Raw genomic sequence first — 16763 nt, forward strand, 5'->3', positions numbered from 1 at the left:
TATAGAGGGGTTCAGGAGGATGAGCATGAAGTATATAAGCACAAGAGGCAATGTGGAACCTAAAGGCTTTATCGATACGGTGTTGATGGGACTTGCGGATGATGGCGGATTAATGGTCCCAGCCGAGATTCCTGTCGTTTCAGCAGCTACTTTGGAAGAGTGGAGAAGTCTTAGCTACCAGGAGCTGTTCCTGAAGATCTTCGCTTATTACACTAATGATGAGATTCCTTACGAGGATTTACAGGACATGGTCAACACTAGTTATGGCAATTTCCGCACGCCGGAAGTAACGCCTATTCACCAAGTGAATGATTCCTTATATGTCTTGGAATTGTTTCATGGCCCTACTTTTGCCTTCAAGGATGTAGCGTTGCAGTTTATGGGTGAGCTGTATTCTTATATTTCCAAAAAGCAGAACAAGATCATCCACATCCTCGGAGCAACCTCAGGGGATACCGGGGCGGCTGCCATTCAGGGCGTTCGCGGTAAAGAAGGCATCAAGATCTGTATTCTGCATCCGCATGAGAAGGTAAGTAAAGTGCAGGAGCTGCAGATGACTACGGTAGATGATAGCAATGTACTGAACCTGTCTGTGCACGGTAACTTTGATGATTGCCAGAAGGTAATTAAAGATCTGTTCGCGGATCTCGACTTTAAGGGTCGCTATCATCTGCGTGCAATCAACTCCATTAACTTTGTGCGTATTCTGGCGCAGACCGTCTACTATTTCTATGCGTATCTACATGTCGATGGCAGCAGTGAGAAGAAGATTAACATTAGCGTGCCTTCCGGCAACTTCGGTAATATTTTCTCCGGATATTTGGCGAAGCAAATGGGATTGCCGATTAACAAACTGATTATTGCCACGAATGAAAATAACATCTTGGAGCGTTTCGTGAACACCGGGGAATACAAACCGGGCAGCTTCACAAGCACATACAGTCCTTCAATGGATATCCAAGTGGCGAGCAATTTTGAGCGTTATCTATATTATTTGGTAGGCGAGGATTCCGAGAAACTATCCGCGTATATGTCCAAGCTCCAAACTGAAGGTAAGATTACGGTTGAAGGCGATGCGCTTCAGCAGGTGCAGAAGGATTTTGCAGCGCTGGGTGTGAAGAATGACCAATGCTTGAATACAATCGCTAAGTATCAAAAAGAATATAACTATCTGCTTGATCCGCATACTGCATGTGGAATCGCGGCTTACGAGGCTTTTAATGGTTCGGACGAGATTGGAATTACCTTTGCGACGGCACATCCAGCTAAATTTGATGAGGCGATAACCCTGATCGATATTAAGCAGGAATTCCCGGCACAAATTAAAGCGTTGTTCGAGATGCCACAGCATCAAACCGTAGTGGATCATGACAAGGATGAAATTGTGCGTCAATTGCAGGCTTTTTATAAATAAGTTGTAAGTCCATATGGCTCAGCAGGCTCCTGTTCTTAAGTTAAGAATGGGAGCCTTTTTACTGCATCCTTCGACAAATCATGTCGCAGTCTACCAGGAATAGTTTCTTATCGACAAAAGATGAAGGAGTGGTGCTTTTTTTCACAAGGTGGATCTATCAGAATTTGTCGGAAATTTGTCCTGAAAAGTAGACATTACTACCCAGAGAGTGAGAAAATAGCATATAGAGATTTAGTAAGAACTAAAAAGGACGGGATTATCATGACAATTCGTTTCGGGGTCATTGGAACAAACTTTATTACAGACCGCTTCGTGCAAGCCGGCTTGGAGAATGAGGAGTTTATCCTGACAGCCGTGTACTCCCGCACAATGGAGAAAGGTCAGGCCTTTGCTGCAAAATATGCTGGAGCTACAATTTATACGAATTTGGAAGATATGGTTTCCAGTAAAGATGTCGATGCTATATACATTGCAAGCCCGAACTCCATGCATGCTGAGCAGGCGATTATGTGCTTAAATCATGGCAAGCACGTGCTCTGTGAGAAACCAGCTGCCTCAAACAGTGCGGAGCTAAAAGCAATGATTGAAGCTGCGAAGAACAATGATGTGTTGTTGGTAGAAGCAATGAAATCGACATTCATGCCGAATTTCGGAGTGATCAGAGACAATTTGTATAAAATCGGCCAAGTTCGCCGTTATTTCGCGAGTTATTGTCAATACTCATCGAGATATGATGCCTATCGGCAGGGAACGGTGTTAAATGCTTTTAATCCGGCCTTCTCTAACGGCTCGCTTATGGATCTTGGCGTTTACTGCTTGTATCCTATGGTAGTGTTGTTCGGGAAACCGAATTCTGTAAAGGCTGTGGGTCTTATGCTATCTTCTGGTGTGGATGGTGAAGGAAGTATTGTTATGCAATACGATGATATGGACGCAGTTGTGATGCATTCCAAGATCGCTGATTCCTATTTACCAGCCGAGATTCAAGGGGAAAGTGGTACCATGGTGATCGATAAGATCAACCAGCCTTACCAAGTGAAGATCCAGTATCGTGATGGAACCGTCGAGGAGCTTACGCAGCCTCAGGTGTTCGAGTCTATGTATTATGAGGTTGAGGAATTTATTAACTTAATTAAGAACGGTGACCGGGAAAGCAGAATTAACACGCATGCAAATTCCTTGGCGGTAGCAGAGGTTATGGAGGAAGCCAGAGCACAAATCGGCCTCCGCTATGCCGCAGATCTATAAATAGAATGGGGAGCAGCACTTGAAGACTTTTAAAAAGGTATACATTGAGATAACAAGCGTCTGCAACCTGGCCTGCAGCTTTTGTCCACCAACCGCCCGAACGAAGAACTTTATGAAGCTCGATACTTTTAATACGATATTAGATGAAATTAAGCCACATAGTAATCATATTTACCTTCACGTAAAAGGTGAGCCACTGCTGCATCCCAAGATTGGTGAGCTGCTGGATGCGGCACATGCCAAAGGGTTCAAGGTCAATATTACTACCAATGGTACGTTAATTCATAAGGCTGGCCCTAAGATACTAGGCAAACCTGCACTACGACAGATGAACTTCTCTCTGCATAGCTTTGATGGGCATGAAGGATCTGAGAACCGCGAAGGGTATTTGTCGGAGATTATTTCTTTTGTACGGGAAGCCTCCGCGCAAGGGGTGATTATATCCTTCCGATTGTGGAATTTGACGGAGGATAATCTGACCAATCTGGAGAAAAATCGGAACCGTGAGACCCTTGCTGTGCTGGAGGAGGCCTTTAACCTTGATTTCAAGATCGAAGAAAAGGTTATACCTGGCAGCGGCGTCAAGGTTGCCCCACGGGTATATCTCAATCAGGACCATGAGTTCCGTTGGCCTGCACTGAACGAGCCGGAAGATGACGGAAAAGGGTTTTGTCATGCGCTGCGCAGCCAAGCGGCAATCCTTGTGGATGGTACCGTTGTACCGTGCTGTCTGGATGGTGAAGGCGTCATTAACCTCGGAAACATTCATGAGACTCCGTTCTCAGAAATCGTAGAGGGTGAACGAGCGAACAATCTATTTTACGGGTTCTCTCGTAGAGAGGCGGTAGAAGAGCTGTGCCGCAAGTGCGGATATCGGCAACGGTTCGGAACTTAAATGTGTGAATGCAAACAGAATCGGGACATGGGTATTTCATGAGTCCTGGTTCTGTTTTTTATTATCATCTCCGCTTTGGAGCGAAGGAGGAGTATATGCTGAAATCGTTGGAAGCTATCACCTTATACCGTGAAGGCGTGCAAGAACATTTAGAAGATCATCTCTGGCTGAAGCTTATTGTTCAAGCGGAGGAGCAAATTGTAAATCTGGAACGTGTGGCATCTTTGGAGGAGCTGGACCACAGGAATTCTGTGCTGGACTATGTGGAACGCAGTCTGAGGATTCTGAATCAACTTCCCTGTTCGATTTGGGTAAAGGAGCTTGTAGAAGAAACATTAATTTGGTCAGAATCGGCTAAAGGCGGCACATTGAAGGAGCGCTTACTTTGGCAGGAGGAAGGCATTAACTGTTTTGTACATAATATTGGTTCCGCTCAGTTATATGAAAGGCATTTGGGCAGGACAGTCTCCGAGAAAGGCGCAATGGTTTATCGACTTATTGAAACCCATGGGCTAATAGGACAGCAAATTCGTGGGGAGGTCCCACCAGAAGTGAATAAGCCGCTGCATGAGATTGTGGAAGCGCAGCTGCTGACGGCGGAGGAACTGGAACGGTTGCTGACTGTACTTAATCAGTGCGTTATCGGCGCTGTGTCCCCCGAGCTCTGGCTGAGTGTAGAGCATGAAGTGAAACAGCTTATCGCTCTGATTTCATCCGGTGAACTTGCTAGTCCAATGCCGATGAAAGAAAGACTGCGCAGAATGCGGCTGGGTCCGATCTCCAGGGGGGAGGATTTCACTACGGAATGGGCAAAGCTTATGCACGAAGGCTTCCATGCGGAACGATTGGACGCCTTAAGTAAGATTATCTTCTGGTATGTGGAATCTGCACTGCAGACCTTTTCGCTGGAGCAATTTCTGAAGTTGATGATACTTGCTGCTCATAGGGCCCAGAATGAATCCCTAAATCATATCAGCTTCGAACATGTCATGAACAGCATTTACTACGACTACAAGGGTGTTAAGAAGATCAACGTTTATAAGAAGCGGATTATCGAAAAATATTTATCGGAGCTTACATGGGAGGAAATCGAACAAGGGACTTTGCCTGCTGAGAACCCGCATCTAATGCTTCGTCAATATGCTAAGGAGCATCTGCCAGACACGGTGTTTTTCCAGTTCCAATTCTCGGCAGCAGCAGAGAAGCTGATTGAATTTTGTATGGAAGCTGAAAAGTCGCCTTTGTATGAACGTGCAGTATTGCTGTTGTTCGACCTGTTCGAGCTGCGGAGGGACGCATTCGACCGTTTTCATAATGAAGATACCTACTTAAGTCAGATGAATAATACAGCAGATTATAAAGCCGTAATTCTGGAGCATGTTACTGGTCAAAAAGTGCTCGATATCGGTCCGGGCGGCGGTGTGCTGCTGGATTTGTTGGAAGAGCGTATGCCAGATGTCACCCCTATCGGCATTGATATATCGAGCAATGTAGTGGAAGCTCTGCGGCAGCGTAAGCAGCGGGAAGGTCGTCAGTGGGAGGTCCTGCAGGGAGATGCGCTGAACCTTAAAGATTTCGTGGTGGCTGGAACAGTGGACACGGTAATCTTCTCTTCCATCTTGCATGAGCTATATTCTTATGTGCCGTTTAATGGTAAAAAGTTCAATCATGACACCGTCTCCGCAGCCCTGCGAAGTGCCTTTGATGTATTGTCAGCAGGTGGGGTTATCATTATTCGTGATGGGATTATGACCGAACCCCCATCATTGCTGAGGAGAGTTCGCTTTCTGGAAGAGGACGGTCTGGTGTGGCTGGAGCGATATGCGAAGGATTTTGCCGGACGTCAGATTCAGTATCAAAGATTAGAGGCGCAAGAAGTTCTTATGCCCGTTAATGATGCCATGGAATTTTTATATACGTATACTTGGGGCGAAGAAGCTTACATTCATGAGGTCCAAGAACAGTTTGGATACTTTACCCCTACGGAGTTCGCCTCATTTATTGAGCAGAATTTAGGAAAGCAGGCGAAGATTGAAGTCTTCCGGCATTACTTGCAAGAAGGGTATACCGAAGCACTGTGCGACAGAGTAAGATTCATGGATGAGAGCGGACAGGAAGTGGCCTTGCCAGACAGCACCTGCTTTATCGTGATTCGGAAGGAATAGTTGAACAATAACATCATCTGCATTTAAAAAAGCAATCGGTAGACCCTTTGATGTAGTAGAGGTCCGATTGCTTTTTCTATATAGAGAATTTTGTCTTTGTTAGATTAGTATTTCTAGCTGCGACTTATCAGAATCTTCGGCTAAACGCTGAATTCCTTGGTAGGTGGCTAATTTCTCAGTCCGTTCCTGATCTTTAATTTTATCTCCGGTGTCTTTTATGGTATCGCCTAACGTTTCATTCATTTCCGATATTCTATCTTCGATTTTGGATAACTGCTCACGTTTGGCTGTTGCAGAATGAGTAGAACGAGCTTCATCCGATTCGATTTCCTTGGTCAGAACTCTTGCCTCGCCATGCATCTTAGAATGGGTGGAAGAAACTACCTCCATTTGTGAAACATTTTGGCTTATAGCAACAATCGTATTCAATCTTTCGTTTTGTGTCTCTTGCTCGGTTTTAGGTTCATCCGATAGATCTTCTTTTTGAGCTTTTTCTAAGTTCTTTTGTTGCTCTTCAAAGGTGTACTTCGCAATTTGTTGGTCAATCGTTTGGAGCTGCTTGTCGAAGTCCTTAAGTTGATCTTGAATTGAATCCAGACTGTGAGAGCTTTGGGTAGTTCTTTCAATCAAGCTGTTCTTGCTATCGATGATACTCTGTTTTTGTTTAAGTAGAGAATCAACCATTCCGCTCATTTTAGATTGATTTTGAAAAGCTGCTTTTGCAGATTTGCTTATCGATAAGTGGTCTCCGCTACCACTTGTCTTGCTGTTTGAATTTATGGTTTTATCGTTAGTTTGGTGACTAACAGCTACATTAAGTCTCGTTCCCATAGCAGAGGTCATATTCGTTATATGCATGGCTCATTCTCCTCCTACGACGATAAGATCTATCTATAATATATCGGTAGATGAACAGGAAGAATTAATAAAGAGAGCCATTAGCTAAGTCGAACAACAAGATGTCAACGGGACCCCTTCCTAAACTCCGAAGGCGAGCATTTCATCGCTCTGCGAAACACTTTAATAAAATAGCTTACATTATCAAATCCGACTTCGAATGCAATGTCGGATATTTTTCTGTCGCTTTGTTGCAGGAGATCGGCGGCTTGGCGAATGCGATAAGAGTTAATGTAATCCACTGGAGTCTTTCGGGTCATCTCTTTGAAAAAACGGCAGAACTGTCCTTCACTCATGGGAATCAGCTCAGAGAGGTCTCGAGTTCGAATCGGCTCCTGATAGTTATCCTGAATATAGAGAATAATCTTCTTAAGACGATTGATCTTAGTAGTATCAGCGTCATCCAGCTGGCTGCGGTTAACAAAACGATCTTCTGGAGCAATCTGGGAGAGCATGATGAGAAGTGTGCCTTTAATAAAAGCTTCAAAACCGGGGGATTTTGTAGCGTAGGCGTCCATCATACGTTCTAAGTGTTGCAGAAGTTCTTGTTGCCATTGCACAGCTGGTGTAAGGTGGCGAGGAAAGCTCTGTCTTTTCTCCTGAAGGGGTAAAATGGCATTTTGCTGGATCGCATCATATTGAGCGCTAGCCAACAGATCAGGGAGAAACACAAGTGCGCAGAATCTGCAGGGAGTATCTTCATTCAGAACATAGGCGGCATGAATATCACCGGACTCGATAAATACAGCCTCGCCGGCCTTAAGAGGGAAATATTCGGTGTCTACCTGAAACAGAATCTCTCCTTCTAGCAGCATAAAAAACTCCGCTTCTTCATGCCAATGGGTATCGAGTACATGTGTTCCTGCAGGTAATTCGATCCAATAAGCTGCAAGCGGAAACATGCTATCGCCATGCACTCTGTCTTCTTTTAGCAAACTCTGGGTTGTACGGTCCATAAATGTCACTCCTTTCGGATAAAACATCAAAATAGTGTTATAAATGAGCTATATAGTATTAGTTTTGTGTATTTTTTATCGGTATAATGCAACTATAAACACCAAATTGAAAGGTGGCAAGTACACAATGAAATTTACTGATGGTCTCTGGCTGGTGCGTGATGGTATCACGATTAACGGCGCAGTTCAAAATTATGTTGTAGAAAAGACTCCAGAAGGATTAACAGCAATTACTCAAACGACTCCAATCACAGGACGTTCAGCAACGCTGAATTCAACCCTGCTTACTGTTAAATTTCATTCCCCGCTTCCAGGTGTGGTAGGGGTTAAGATTATTCATCATGATGGCGTACAAGAACGCGGTCCAGTCTTCGAACTTACGAAAGGTACTGGAGATCACGTTAAGATTGAAGAAAACGATTCCGAGACTGTGCTGATCAGCGGAGGACTTCGGGTAGTGATTCGCAAAGGCCAGCAATGGGCTGTGGATTTCTATCGTGGAGACGAGAGAATTACAGGCAGCGGTTTCAAGTCCATGGCTTATATCACGGATCAAGACGGCAACACGTATATGCGTGAAGAGCTGGATCTCGGTGTAGGTGAATTCGTATATGGTTTGGGTGAGCGCTTTACCGCTTTTGTAAAGAATGGACAGACCGTAGATCTTTGGAACAAAGACGGTGGTACTAGCTCCGAGCAAGCTTATAAGAATGTTCCTTTCTATGTAAGCAGCAAAGGCTACGGCGTATTTGTTAACCATCCTGAGCTGGTTTCTTATGAAATCGCTTCGGAAAAAGTGAAAAAAGCGCAATTCAGCGTATCTGGAGAAAGCCTAGAATACTTCGTGATTGATGGTCCTACCATTAAGGAAGTTATCAGCAACTATACATCACTCACTGGCAAGCCTGCACTTCCGCCAGCATGGACATTCGGCCTGTGGCTGACGACTTCTTTCACTACCGACTACGATGAAGCAACCGTAAACTCCTTCGTAGATGGTATGGCAGAGCGCGATTTGCCGCTGAGCGTATTCCACTTCGACTGCTTCTGGATGCGTGAATATCAATGGACCGATTTCCAGTGGGATGAGCGCGTATTCCCTGATCCGGTAGGTATGCTAAAACGCCTGAAAGATAAAGGCCTGAAAATTTGCGTATGGATCAACTCTTATATCGGCCAACGTTCCCGCTTGTTTGAAGAAGGTAAGAAGAACGGTTATCTGCTCAAAAAACCTAACGGCGACGTTTATCAATGTGATTTGTGGCAAGCGGGCATGGCGCTGGTGGACTTCACTAACCCTGCAGCTTGTGAATGGTATGCCGGCTATCTGCGTGATTTGGTAGATATGGGCGTAGACAGCTTCAAGACAGACTTCGGCGAACGTATTCCTACAGATGTAGTGTACTTCGACGGATCTGATCCGATGAAAATGCACAACTATTACACTCAACTGTACAACAAGGTTGTATTTGAAGTGTTAGAAGAGAAGCTTGGTAAGAATGAAGCGGCATTGTTCGCACGTTCTGCAACTGCCGGTGGCCAACAGTTCCCAGTTCACTGGGGCGGTGACTGCTACGCAGATTATGAATCCATGGCAGAGAGCCTTCGCGGTGGATTGTCCCTAGGCTTGTCCGGTTTCGGCTTCTGGAGTCATGATATCGGCGGCTTTGAGAACACTGCTCCTGCGCATGTATTCAAACGCTGGCTGGCGTTTGGACTATTGTCCAGCCACAGCCGTCTGCATGGTAGTACTTCGTACCGTGTGCCTTGGGCTTATGATGAAGAAGCTTGTGATGTTACCCGTTTCTTCACGAAACTCAAATGCAGCTTGATGCCTTATCTGTATGATGTAGCAGGACAGGCGCATGAACATGGCTGGGCTTCTATGCGGGCTATGGTTATGGAATTCCCGGAAGATCCTACTTGCGAAGTATTGGATCGTCAATACATGCTAGGTGAATCCTTGCTTGTAGCTCCTATCTTCCAAGAAAACGGAGAAGTGAAATACTACTTGCCGGCTGGTCGTTGGACGCACCTGCTTAGTGGTGAAACTGTACAAGGCGGATCATGGCGTAAAGAGAAATATGATTTCTTCAGTCTGCCATTATTCGTTCGCCAGAATTCCTTGCTGGCAATCGGCAGTGTGGATAATAAACCGGATTACGATTATGCGAATGGCGTTAAATTTGGCCTGTATTCGCTTGAAGATGGCACTAGCACTACTGCAACGGTTCGCGATCTTAAAGGTACTCCTGAATTGACTGTGAAGGCTGACCGTAAAGGCAGTATCGTAACAGTTACTGCAGAAGGCGGCGGTAAAGAATTCTCGCTTTCTCTTAAAGATCTCGGAACGATCGCTGCTGTAGAAGGTGCAGAGCAAGTAGATGAAACTACAGTAAAAGTAAACGCAGGTGCGAAATCCGTATCGTTTACAATTACACTGAAATAAGCTCGTTTCTCAAAGCATATTGATATAGCCATAACCTCTCTTGTAAACTGGGTGGACGATCCGTTCCCTGGTTTATAAGAGAGGTTTTAGTGTTACAATCTTATTGAATGACGGGGGAAACAATATGAATGCTAATTTAACTAAGGGAAGTGGAGTATTGAACCAGACGGATTATACCTCAGCAACGGTTCTTTCAACCGCAGCGAATTTTATAATGAATAGGCAAGAACCGTTTACACATACCTTCAGGACATATATTCGTTTGAGGGAAAATGGTTCGTTGAAGCTAAAATTTTGGCATAGTAACGCGGTCGATTCTACATGGGATCAAGGGCAAGAAGCTGTAGGCAGTGAACCTGGAGGTGACTGGGTGATCGAGACAGCTTATATCGCTGACGGTGGAACCGTACCAGACGGAACGATTACCGAAAAGACACAACATGCGCTTACTTTTGAAGGTAATGTCTCTAAAGCCGTTTCGGCTGGCGAATGCTTCTGGAGTGATGAGGCAAGCATTGATCTGCCGGAGGGTCATTACTTAGCGTTTACGTGGACGATTAAGACGCTCACAGCGGGTAAATCGATTCCTTTCAATGTAGAAGGGATGCTGGCAACAGCCTATGACGCGCCCGGAAATCTTACTGTGCAGGAATCAGCGGAAGGTTTCACAGAATCTGATAAGCTGTTAGTTCTGCCAAGTTTTATCGGATATAAGAAATCTGTTAACAAGAGACTAGTATTCTTGGGTGATTCAATTACTCAAGGTGTGCGGACATTAAAGGATGAGTACGAATATTGGGTAGCGAGAATTGCTGATGGTCTTGGTACAGATATTGGAGTATGGAATATCGGCTCGGGCTGGGCTAGAGCTTATGATGTTGCCGCGGATGGTCCATGGCTTAACAAGGCTAAACAGAGTGATGAAGTAATGATCGTACTCGGAGTAAATGATATTGATATTGGCTGCCGTTCGGCGGATGAGCTTCTTGGTGATTTGACGACTATTATTTCTAAGATCAAGGCTGAAAATGCAGAAGCAAGTATTATTCTAAGTACAGTACCACCGTTCAATTTTCAGGGTGAAAGAGAAGAGACTTGGCGCAAGGTGAATCAAGAGATATTGACCAATCCGCCTATAGGCGTGAGCCGTGTGTTTGATATAGCAAGCCTATTGTCGTTACCTGCACCAGATGATCACCGGATCAGACCGGAATATATGAGCGGAACAGACGACCCGCATCCGAACGGATTAGCCGGTACGACAGTTGCGGACGCCTTTTTAAAAATATAAGTAAGAATAAGTTTCACGCTATACATTATCCTTATACTTCTACGAGAAACGGTTGTCTTCCATAAAGGATGACAACCGTTTCCTGTAGAGTGATATGAATCAAATCTTAATCTGGTTTCGGTAGTCCTTGGGTGAAGTACCAACCTGTTTCTTGAATACCTTGCTAAAGTATTTCACATCATGAAATCCGACCATTTCAGAAATTTGCGACAGCTTCAAACGAGGGTTCTGCAGCAGCAATTTAGCTTTATCTATCCGCATATTAACGATGAAATCGGAAAAATTAATGCCGTATTCCTGTTTGAACCGACGCGAAATATATTCGCGGCTAACAAAGAACTTTCCGGCAATCTCCTGTAAGGAGAGATCAGAGGCGTAATTGAGTTCGATATATTTCACGATATCATGCATAGGATTGTTTTCTTTAGCTTGTTTAGCGGCAATCACTTCTGACATACGCTGCATCAGGTCAAATGACCAGTCACGCCAGGCAAATAAGGAGAACGAGTAACCATTCGTATAAGGAGCTGGGTGAAGCTGGTCGGCCTGTTCTAACTCGGCTAGTGCGCTATCGGCATCAGGACCTAACGTTTCCCGTACCAACTGGGAACGAAATAAGAGTGCATCATTCTTCCATGAGTTTAGAATCTCCGGTGTAACAATTCCGCATCGGCTAAGCTCGTCCACCCAGTGTTGTGCTGCCGCGGACAATACTTCAGTGCTTCCGCTGATGACCGCCATTTTCCAATCTTCCTTCACATGTGCGAAGATCGTCGGCGATGCATGTCCTTGAATTTCTGTCTTTGCGGTTTCATTGCGCTCTTTAAACTCTTCGGAGGAAGTAGAAAAATGGCAGTAATCCTCATGAATTAATAAATTTCTACGCTGTAAGGCCTCAGCCACCTCTGCACGCTGATAAGATAATTGCTTAGGCAGGCTGCCGATGCAGCTAATTCCGAAATGCATTCGGACCTGCAAAGTAGAGTAGATCCCCTGATTAATTCTCCCTATAAGCTCGACAACAGACGTTTGGATATCCCATAGAATGATGGCAATCTCCGAAGGACCTCCCCAGTAACGAAAAGCCACACCCTTATACTGTCCTTGTAAAAATTCATTGCAAATATTTACGATAGCGTAGTTCATGAGCCCGGTGTCTCCTCCAAAACGTTTTAGCAGGAGACTATTTCCTGTGTCAGTCTGCACCAGTATTAGGCGTGAATAGTGGACATTTTCCGGGATAATGCCATCGCTACGCAATCTTCGGAGAGATGTTTCCGAGTTGATCGGATCATCGATTAGTGCGGATAGCAGCTTTTCTCCATAGATGGGCTTGAACTCATTAAGCTGAATGTTCTGCTTCTGTCGTTCTCTACGGTCAGCTTCCTCTGAACGCCAAGCAGCCACTGCCTTAGCGATTGCTACATTGATTGCCTCCGCTTCAATGGGCTTAAGGATATAATCAATTCCACCATGACGAACAGTCTGGCGCACGAACTCGAAATCATTATGTCCGCTGACCACAATGAATTTGATGTTGCCGGCAAATTCGTTAACCCATGTCATTAATTCTACGCCATTACCGGATTCCATCATCATGTCCATAATGACCAAGGCTGGTTTCGCTTGCCGAATGATCTCAATAGCTTCATTTCCGTTTCCGGCTTCCAGAATTTCATCTATTTGATGTGCGTCCCAGTCGACAAGAAGTCTAACAGCTTTTCTAACTCTCGCCTCGTCATCAACAATTAACGCCTTCATATCGTCTCACGCTCCGCTATAATGTCTATTTCCAGTCTTACAACCACTCCACCTGCTCTGAGGTTGTCCACCGTCAAGATGGCGCTATCTCCGCATACGAGCTTGAGCCGAGCCAGAACGTTCGGCAGACCAATACCAGATCCAGTAGCTTCCTTGTCTTGCTCTGTATTTCTTAATAAATCTATATCTGTTCTAGTGGAATGTTGAAGCTTCTGCCGCAAAAGATCCAGTTTCGTTGAAGGAATAGCATTTCCGTTGTTTTGAATACAGATTTCCATTCGCTTGTCGCCCAATTTGGCAGCGGTGATCTCAACAAATCCGTCTGAGCGGGAATGGTTAAAACCGTGTTTGAAATAGTTTTCTACAATAGGCTGCAGAATCATCTTAGGCATAAATGTCTCTAAAAGAGCTTCCTCCATATCGTAACGGAAACTGAATTTATTTTCAAAACGTTCCTTCTGTAGTTCGATGTAAGCTTTGACATGATCCAGTTCATCCTTAACCGTGACAATCTTCTCCTCATTGTACATGCTGTAGCGCATCATTTTCGCTAGTGCAGAAAGAAGAGAGTAGATTTGGGGTACTTTAAGCTCCAAGGCAAGCGTACCGATGATCTGCAAGGTATTGTTAAGGAAATGCGGGTTGATTTGCGCTTGCAAAGCCCGCAATTCATTCGTTTTATTAGTTAATTCCAGCTTGTATTCTCTCAGGATCAGATTGTTGATCGTATCCATCATACTGCGGAACCGTTCTGTAACGACACCGATCTCGTCTTTGCCCATGGGGCGGATATCGATATCAAGCTTCCCGGTCTGGACCTGATTCATATAGCGGGTCAACTGCTTAATCGGGGCGGTGATTCGAAAAGAGATTAGGATCGTTAACGTTGTAATTGTAATCAGCAGCAGGACCATCAGTGCTATATTGATCGTTGCCGCCTCATTGGCTTCTCGGAAAAGATAAGATACGGGAATCTGCTTCACCAGCGTCCAATTTAATCCTGGTCCTTCTATATTCTGGTAAATAAACATAGCTTTGTCCTCTTCAAAGTATCCTTGTGAGCTTTGCTTGTCCCTGATATTCGTATCGTACCAAGCTGTATTCAGTTTCTTGCCGTATTCTTCACTATTGTCCCCGTAGACAATGTTTCCGTTGCCATCCAGCAGCCAGATTTTCTCCTGCTTCTGATCATATAACTGACTGATGATGTCGGTTAGAGCCGTTAGCTTGACATCAATCGACAGGTAGCCAAGCGCTTTTGTGGTAGGGACTCTTTCGATTCTTCTGTGTAAGGTAAACACTGGCTCCGGTATAAATTGCGGGATCGGTGCCGTTAGGCCGTAGCTATGACTTAAATGCGTACTCTGTAAGGATACCGCAGAATCGGTAGTGATCTTGGAGTCAGAATAAGGTGGAACACCCTGCCAACGTTTCGGTGTATTTTGGGTGAGCAGAGTGGCTTTGCTGTCCTTGACACCGTATAAATAGACCTGAGATATGTCAGGCATAGATGATGAAATGTAATTTAGAGAAGAATAAATTCGTGCATTTGCTAGCATATCCTCGTATCCAGCTTCGAGAGATCTGTAGAATTCTGAATCTGAATAGACGATAAGGGAGAGTCGATTGATTTCCTGAATCAGACTTTCAATGTTTCTAGTACCTTGAAAGAGAAGGTTCGTATTCTCATCTACTGCTCTTGTTCTTAAGGATTGAGTACTAAAGTGGTAGCTTATAAACATCGTGGCCATAATACAAATTAGTGTTGGAAGTAGGATGAAAACGATCATTTTTGTGCGAATCGTGTTCCATTTCATCGAAATTTGTCACATCCGATCAATTTTTACACCTGAAAGATCACTTCCGTAGGTGTGAGGTGCGCTCAAAAAAACAGATAATATGTGTATAAAGCATAAACAAGTAAGTGAGCAAAAGAAAGGGGGGGGCAATAAATGCGCGGCACTAAGTTGTCCCAGTTAGGTCAACAGGTATTCTTCGTTGGTCCTGCAGTCTTGTTTTTTACCTTAATAACGATTATCCCATTTATCATGGGGATGTATTACTCCTTCACAGACTGGAACGGTGTATCAGGTAATGTAAGCTGGGTCGGATTTCAAAACTTCTCCACTATATTTACAAATGACCCCGACTTCTGGTCTTCCTTTTGGTTTACAGTAAGATTTACTGTGTTAGGTGTGATTTTGACTAACGTGGTAGGATTTTTCCTTGCTTATCTGTTAACGAAACCATTAAAGACACGTAACATGCTTCGGACGATTTTCTTTATGCCGAACGTTATTGGGGGATTGTTGCTCGGGTTTATCTGGCAATTTATCTTCATCAAAGGGTTCGCAACCATGGGAGAACTCACAGGCTGGTCGTTCTTTAATCTTCCTTGGCTGGGTGATGCAACAACCGGCTTCTGGGCGATTGTAATGGTTTTTGTTTGGCAGTCTTCCGGTTATCTAATGGTTATCTACATCGCTTCTCTCAGTAACGTATCGAAAGAGGTATTGGAAGCGGCTGATATTGATGGTGCCTCCCGTTGGCAGGTACTACGCAGCATTGTAGTTCCATTGATTATGCCTGCTGTAACTATCGGCTTGTTCTTGGCTATCTCTTGGTCCTTCAAAATGTTCGACCTTAACCTTTCATTGACGAAAGGCGGACCATTCAAATCTACAGAATCAGTTGCAATGAATATTTACAATGAAGCCTTCCTGAACAACCGTTACGGTCTGGGTACTGCTAAAGCGCTGCTGTTCTTCGTTATCGTAGCGATTATCACCCTGATTCAGGTCCGTATTACGAAGAGCAAGGAGGTAGAAGCTTAATGAACGCTAAGTCAAAAAGCAGATGGAATATCGGCGTAGAAGTGTTGATGATTCTTCTTGCCCTTCTCTTCCTCTCTCCATTTTATTTCTTGCTAGCGAACTCAGTGAAATCCTTCGGTGAAATTCTGAGTGATGCCGCAAGCTGGCCGCAGGCCTTCATGTGGTCGAACTATACAAATGCTTGGAAATTAGCACGTTTCGGTGAAGCTTTCCGAAATTCGGTAATCATCACAGTGATCAGTGTTATTCTAATCTCTCTGTTTAGTGCGATGGCTTCCTATCGTATGGTTCGGGCGAATACGAAATTCAATCAGATTTTGCTGCTATTGTTCGTAGCCGCAATGGTTGTTCCGTTTCAAACGATCATGATTCCTATTTTGAAGGTCGTAAATGTACTTGGAGTAAATAATTCCTTCCTGGGTTTGATTATTACGAATCTAGGGATCAGTGTTCCAATGGCAATCTTCCTTTTCCACGGCTTTATCAAATCCGTTCCTCTTGAAATTGAAGAGGCGGCAACAGTTGATGGATGTAATCCAATTACCGTATTCTTCCGCATAGTACTTCCTTTGCTGAAGCCAATGGTAATGACAACGATCGTGCTTAATGCACTTGGGATATGGAATGACTATCTGCTGCCATCTTTGATTCTTCAGGCACCAGAACTTCGTACCATTCCGCTGGCGACCTTCTCCTTCTTTGGTCAATACACCAAACAATGGGATATGGCGCTTCCGGCTCTCGTAATCGGGATTGCTCCAATTATCATTTTCTATCTGTTCATGCAGCGTTACATTGTTGAGGGAATAGCGGCTGGCTCGGTGAAAGGTTAACACCGAGCCCTCCGTTCCAA

12 protein-coding genes are annotated in these 16763 nt (G+C 44.5%); 8 read left to right on the forward strand and 4 right to left on the reverse strand.

The window, feature by feature from the left end; genetic code table 11:
- The first annotated feature begins 25 nt into the window (after positions 1-25).
- The 4 genes from thrC to ACDZ28_RS12775 all read left to right on the forward strand — a co-directional run bounded on the left by thrC (position 26) and on the right by ACDZ28_RS12775 (position 5722).
- A complete protein-coding gene (thrC, locus tag ACDZ28_RS12760) occupies positions 26-1414 on the forward strand; it encodes a threonine synthase (RefSeq protein WP_375104848.1) in 1389 nt (462 codons plus the stop codon).
- A gap of 261 nt (positions 1415-1675) precedes the next feature.
- Positions 1676-2662, forward strand: coding sequence for a Gfo/Idh/MocA family protein (locus ACDZ28_RS12765; protein ID WP_375104849.1), 987 nt, complete (start codon positions 1676-1678; stop codon positions 2660-2662).
- 19 nt (positions 2663-2681) lie between these two features.
- Entirely contained in the window at positions 2682-3557 is an 876-nt protein-coding gene (locus ACDZ28_RS12770; RefSeq protein ID WP_339289316.1) for a radical SAM/SPASM domain-containing protein, read from the forward strand.
- A 95-nt stretch (positions 3558-3652) separates the two neighbouring features.
- Positions 3653-5722, forward strand: coding sequence for a class I SAM-dependent methyltransferase (locus ACDZ28_RS12775; RefSeq protein ID WP_375104850.1), 2070 nt, complete (start codon positions 3653-3655; stop codon positions 5720-5722).
- 99 nt (positions 5723-5821) lie between these two features.
- On the opposite strand, the gene ACDZ28_RS12780 is transcribed toward ACDZ28_RS12775, so the two are convergent.
- Both ACDZ28_RS12780 and ACDZ28_RS12785 read right to left on the reverse strand, forming a co-directional pair.
- The gene (locus ACDZ28_RS12780) at positions 5822-6580 is read right to left on the reverse strand and encodes a hypothetical protein (RefSeq protein ID WP_375104851.1); all 759 of its coding nucleotides are present in this window, start codon (positions 6578-6580) and stop codon (positions 5822-5824) included.
- A 104-nt stretch (positions 6581-6684) separates the two neighbouring features.
- Positions 6685-7575: an AraC family transcriptional regulator gene (locus ACDZ28_RS12785; protein ID WP_076119816.1), complete on the reverse strand. Its 891-nt coding sequence runs from the start codon at positions 7573-7575 to the stop codon at positions 6685-6687.
- 127 nt (positions 7576-7702) lie between these two features.
- On the opposite strand from ACDZ28_RS12785, the gene yicI reads away from it, so the two are divergent.
- Together yicI and ACDZ28_RS12795 are read left to right on the forward strand one after the other, a co-directional pair.
- Positions 7703-10024, forward strand: a complete 2322-nt coding sequence (gene yicI, locus ACDZ28_RS12790; protein ID WP_375104852.1) for an alpha-xylosidase — start codon at positions 7703-7705, stop codon at positions 10022-10024.
- A gap of 124 nt (positions 10025-10148) precedes the next feature.
- Positions 10149-11315, forward strand: a complete 1167-nt coding sequence (locus ACDZ28_RS12795) for a GDSL-type esterase/lipase family protein (RefSeq protein ID WP_042124312.1) — start codon at positions 10149-10151, stop codon at positions 11313-11315.
- 99 nt (positions 11316-11414) lie between these two features.
- Here ACDZ28_RS12795 and ACDZ28_RS12800 read toward each other — a convergent pair whose 3' ends face one another.
- Both ACDZ28_RS12800 and ACDZ28_RS12805 read right to left on the reverse strand, forming a co-directional pair.
- Positions 11415-13076, reverse strand: coding sequence for a helix-turn-helix domain-containing protein (locus tag ACDZ28_RS12800; RefSeq protein WP_375104853.1), 1662 nt, complete (start codon positions 13074-13076; stop codon positions 11415-11417).
- A complete protein-coding gene (locus ACDZ28_RS12805) occupies positions 13073-14893 on the reverse strand; it encodes a sensor histidine kinase (protein ID WP_375104854.1) in 1821 nt (606 codons plus the stop codon). Before ACDZ28_RS12805 ends, ACDZ28_RS12800 begins: the two co-directional genes overlap by 4 nt.
- 135 nt (positions 14894-15028) lie before the next feature.
- Here ACDZ28_RS12805 and ACDZ28_RS12810 point away from each other — a divergent pair, with 135 nt between their 5' ends.
- The gene (locus ACDZ28_RS12810) at positions 15029-15910 is read left to right on the forward strand and encodes a carbohydrate ABC transporter permease (RefSeq protein WP_042124318.1); all 882 of its coding nucleotides are present in this window, start codon (positions 15029-15031) and stop codon (positions 15908-15910) included.
- Positions 15910-16743 carry a carbohydrate ABC transporter permease gene (locus ACDZ28_RS12815; protein WP_042124320.1) on the forward strand — a complete coding sequence of 278 codons (834 nt, stop codon included), beginning with the start codon at positions 15910-15912 and terminating at the stop codon, positions 16741-16743. The genes ACDZ28_RS12810 and ACDZ28_RS12815 overlap by 1 nt, the downstream gene beginning before the upstream one ends.
- Positions 16744-16763 lie beyond the last annotated feature (20 nt).

It is taken from the genome of Paenibacillus sp. RS8 (assembly GCF_041956825.1).
GTDB lineage: Bacteria > Bacillota > Bacilli > Paenibacillales > Paenibacillaceae > Paenibacillus_AQ.

Excerpts from the sequence above, each read along its gene's own strand:
- thrC (WP_375104848.1), top strand. The coding sequence starts at position 26 with ATGAAGTATATAAGCACAAGAGGCAATGTGGAACCTAAAGGCTTTATC.
- ACDZ28_RS12765 (WP_375104849.1), top strand. The coding sequence starts at position 1,676 with ATGACAATTCGTTTCGGGGTCATTGGAACAAACTTTATTACAGACCGC.
- ACDZ28_RS12775 (WP_375104850.1), top strand. The coding sequence starts at position 3,653 with ATGCTGAAATCGTTGGAAGCTATCACCTTATACCGTGAAGGCGTGCAA.
- ACDZ28_RS12780 (WP_375104851.1), bottom strand. The coding sequence starts at position 6,580 with ATGCATATAACGAATATGACCTCTGCTATGGGAACGAGACTTAATGTA.
- ACDZ28_RS12785 (WP_076119816.1), bottom strand. The coding sequence starts at position 7,575 with ATGGACCGTACAACCCAGAGTTTGCTAAAAGAAGACAGAGTGCATGGC.
- yicI (WP_375104852.1), top strand. The coding sequence starts at position 7,703 with ATGAAATTTACTGATGGTCTCTGGCTGGTGCGTGATGGTATCACGATT.
- ACDZ28_RS12795 (WP_042124312.1), top strand. The coding sequence starts at position 10,149 with ATGAATGCTAATTTAACTAAGGGAAGTGGAGTATTGAACCAGACGGAT.
- ACDZ28_RS12800 (WP_375104853.1), bottom strand. The coding sequence starts at position 13,076 with ATGAAGGCGTTAATTGTTGATGACGAGGCGAGAGTTAGAAAAGCTGTT.
- ACDZ28_RS12805 (WP_375104854.1), bottom strand. The coding sequence starts at position 14,893 with ATGAAATGGAACACGATTCGCACAAAAATGATCGTTTTCATCCTACTT.
- ACDZ28_RS12810 (WP_042124318.1), top strand. The coding sequence starts at position 15,029 with ATGCGCGGCACTAAGTTGTCCCAGTTAGGTCAACAGGTATTCTTCGTT.
- ACDZ28_RS12815 (WP_042124320.1), top strand. The coding sequence starts at position 15,910 with ATGAACGCTAAGTCAAAAAGCAGATGGAATATCGGCGTAGAAGTGTTG.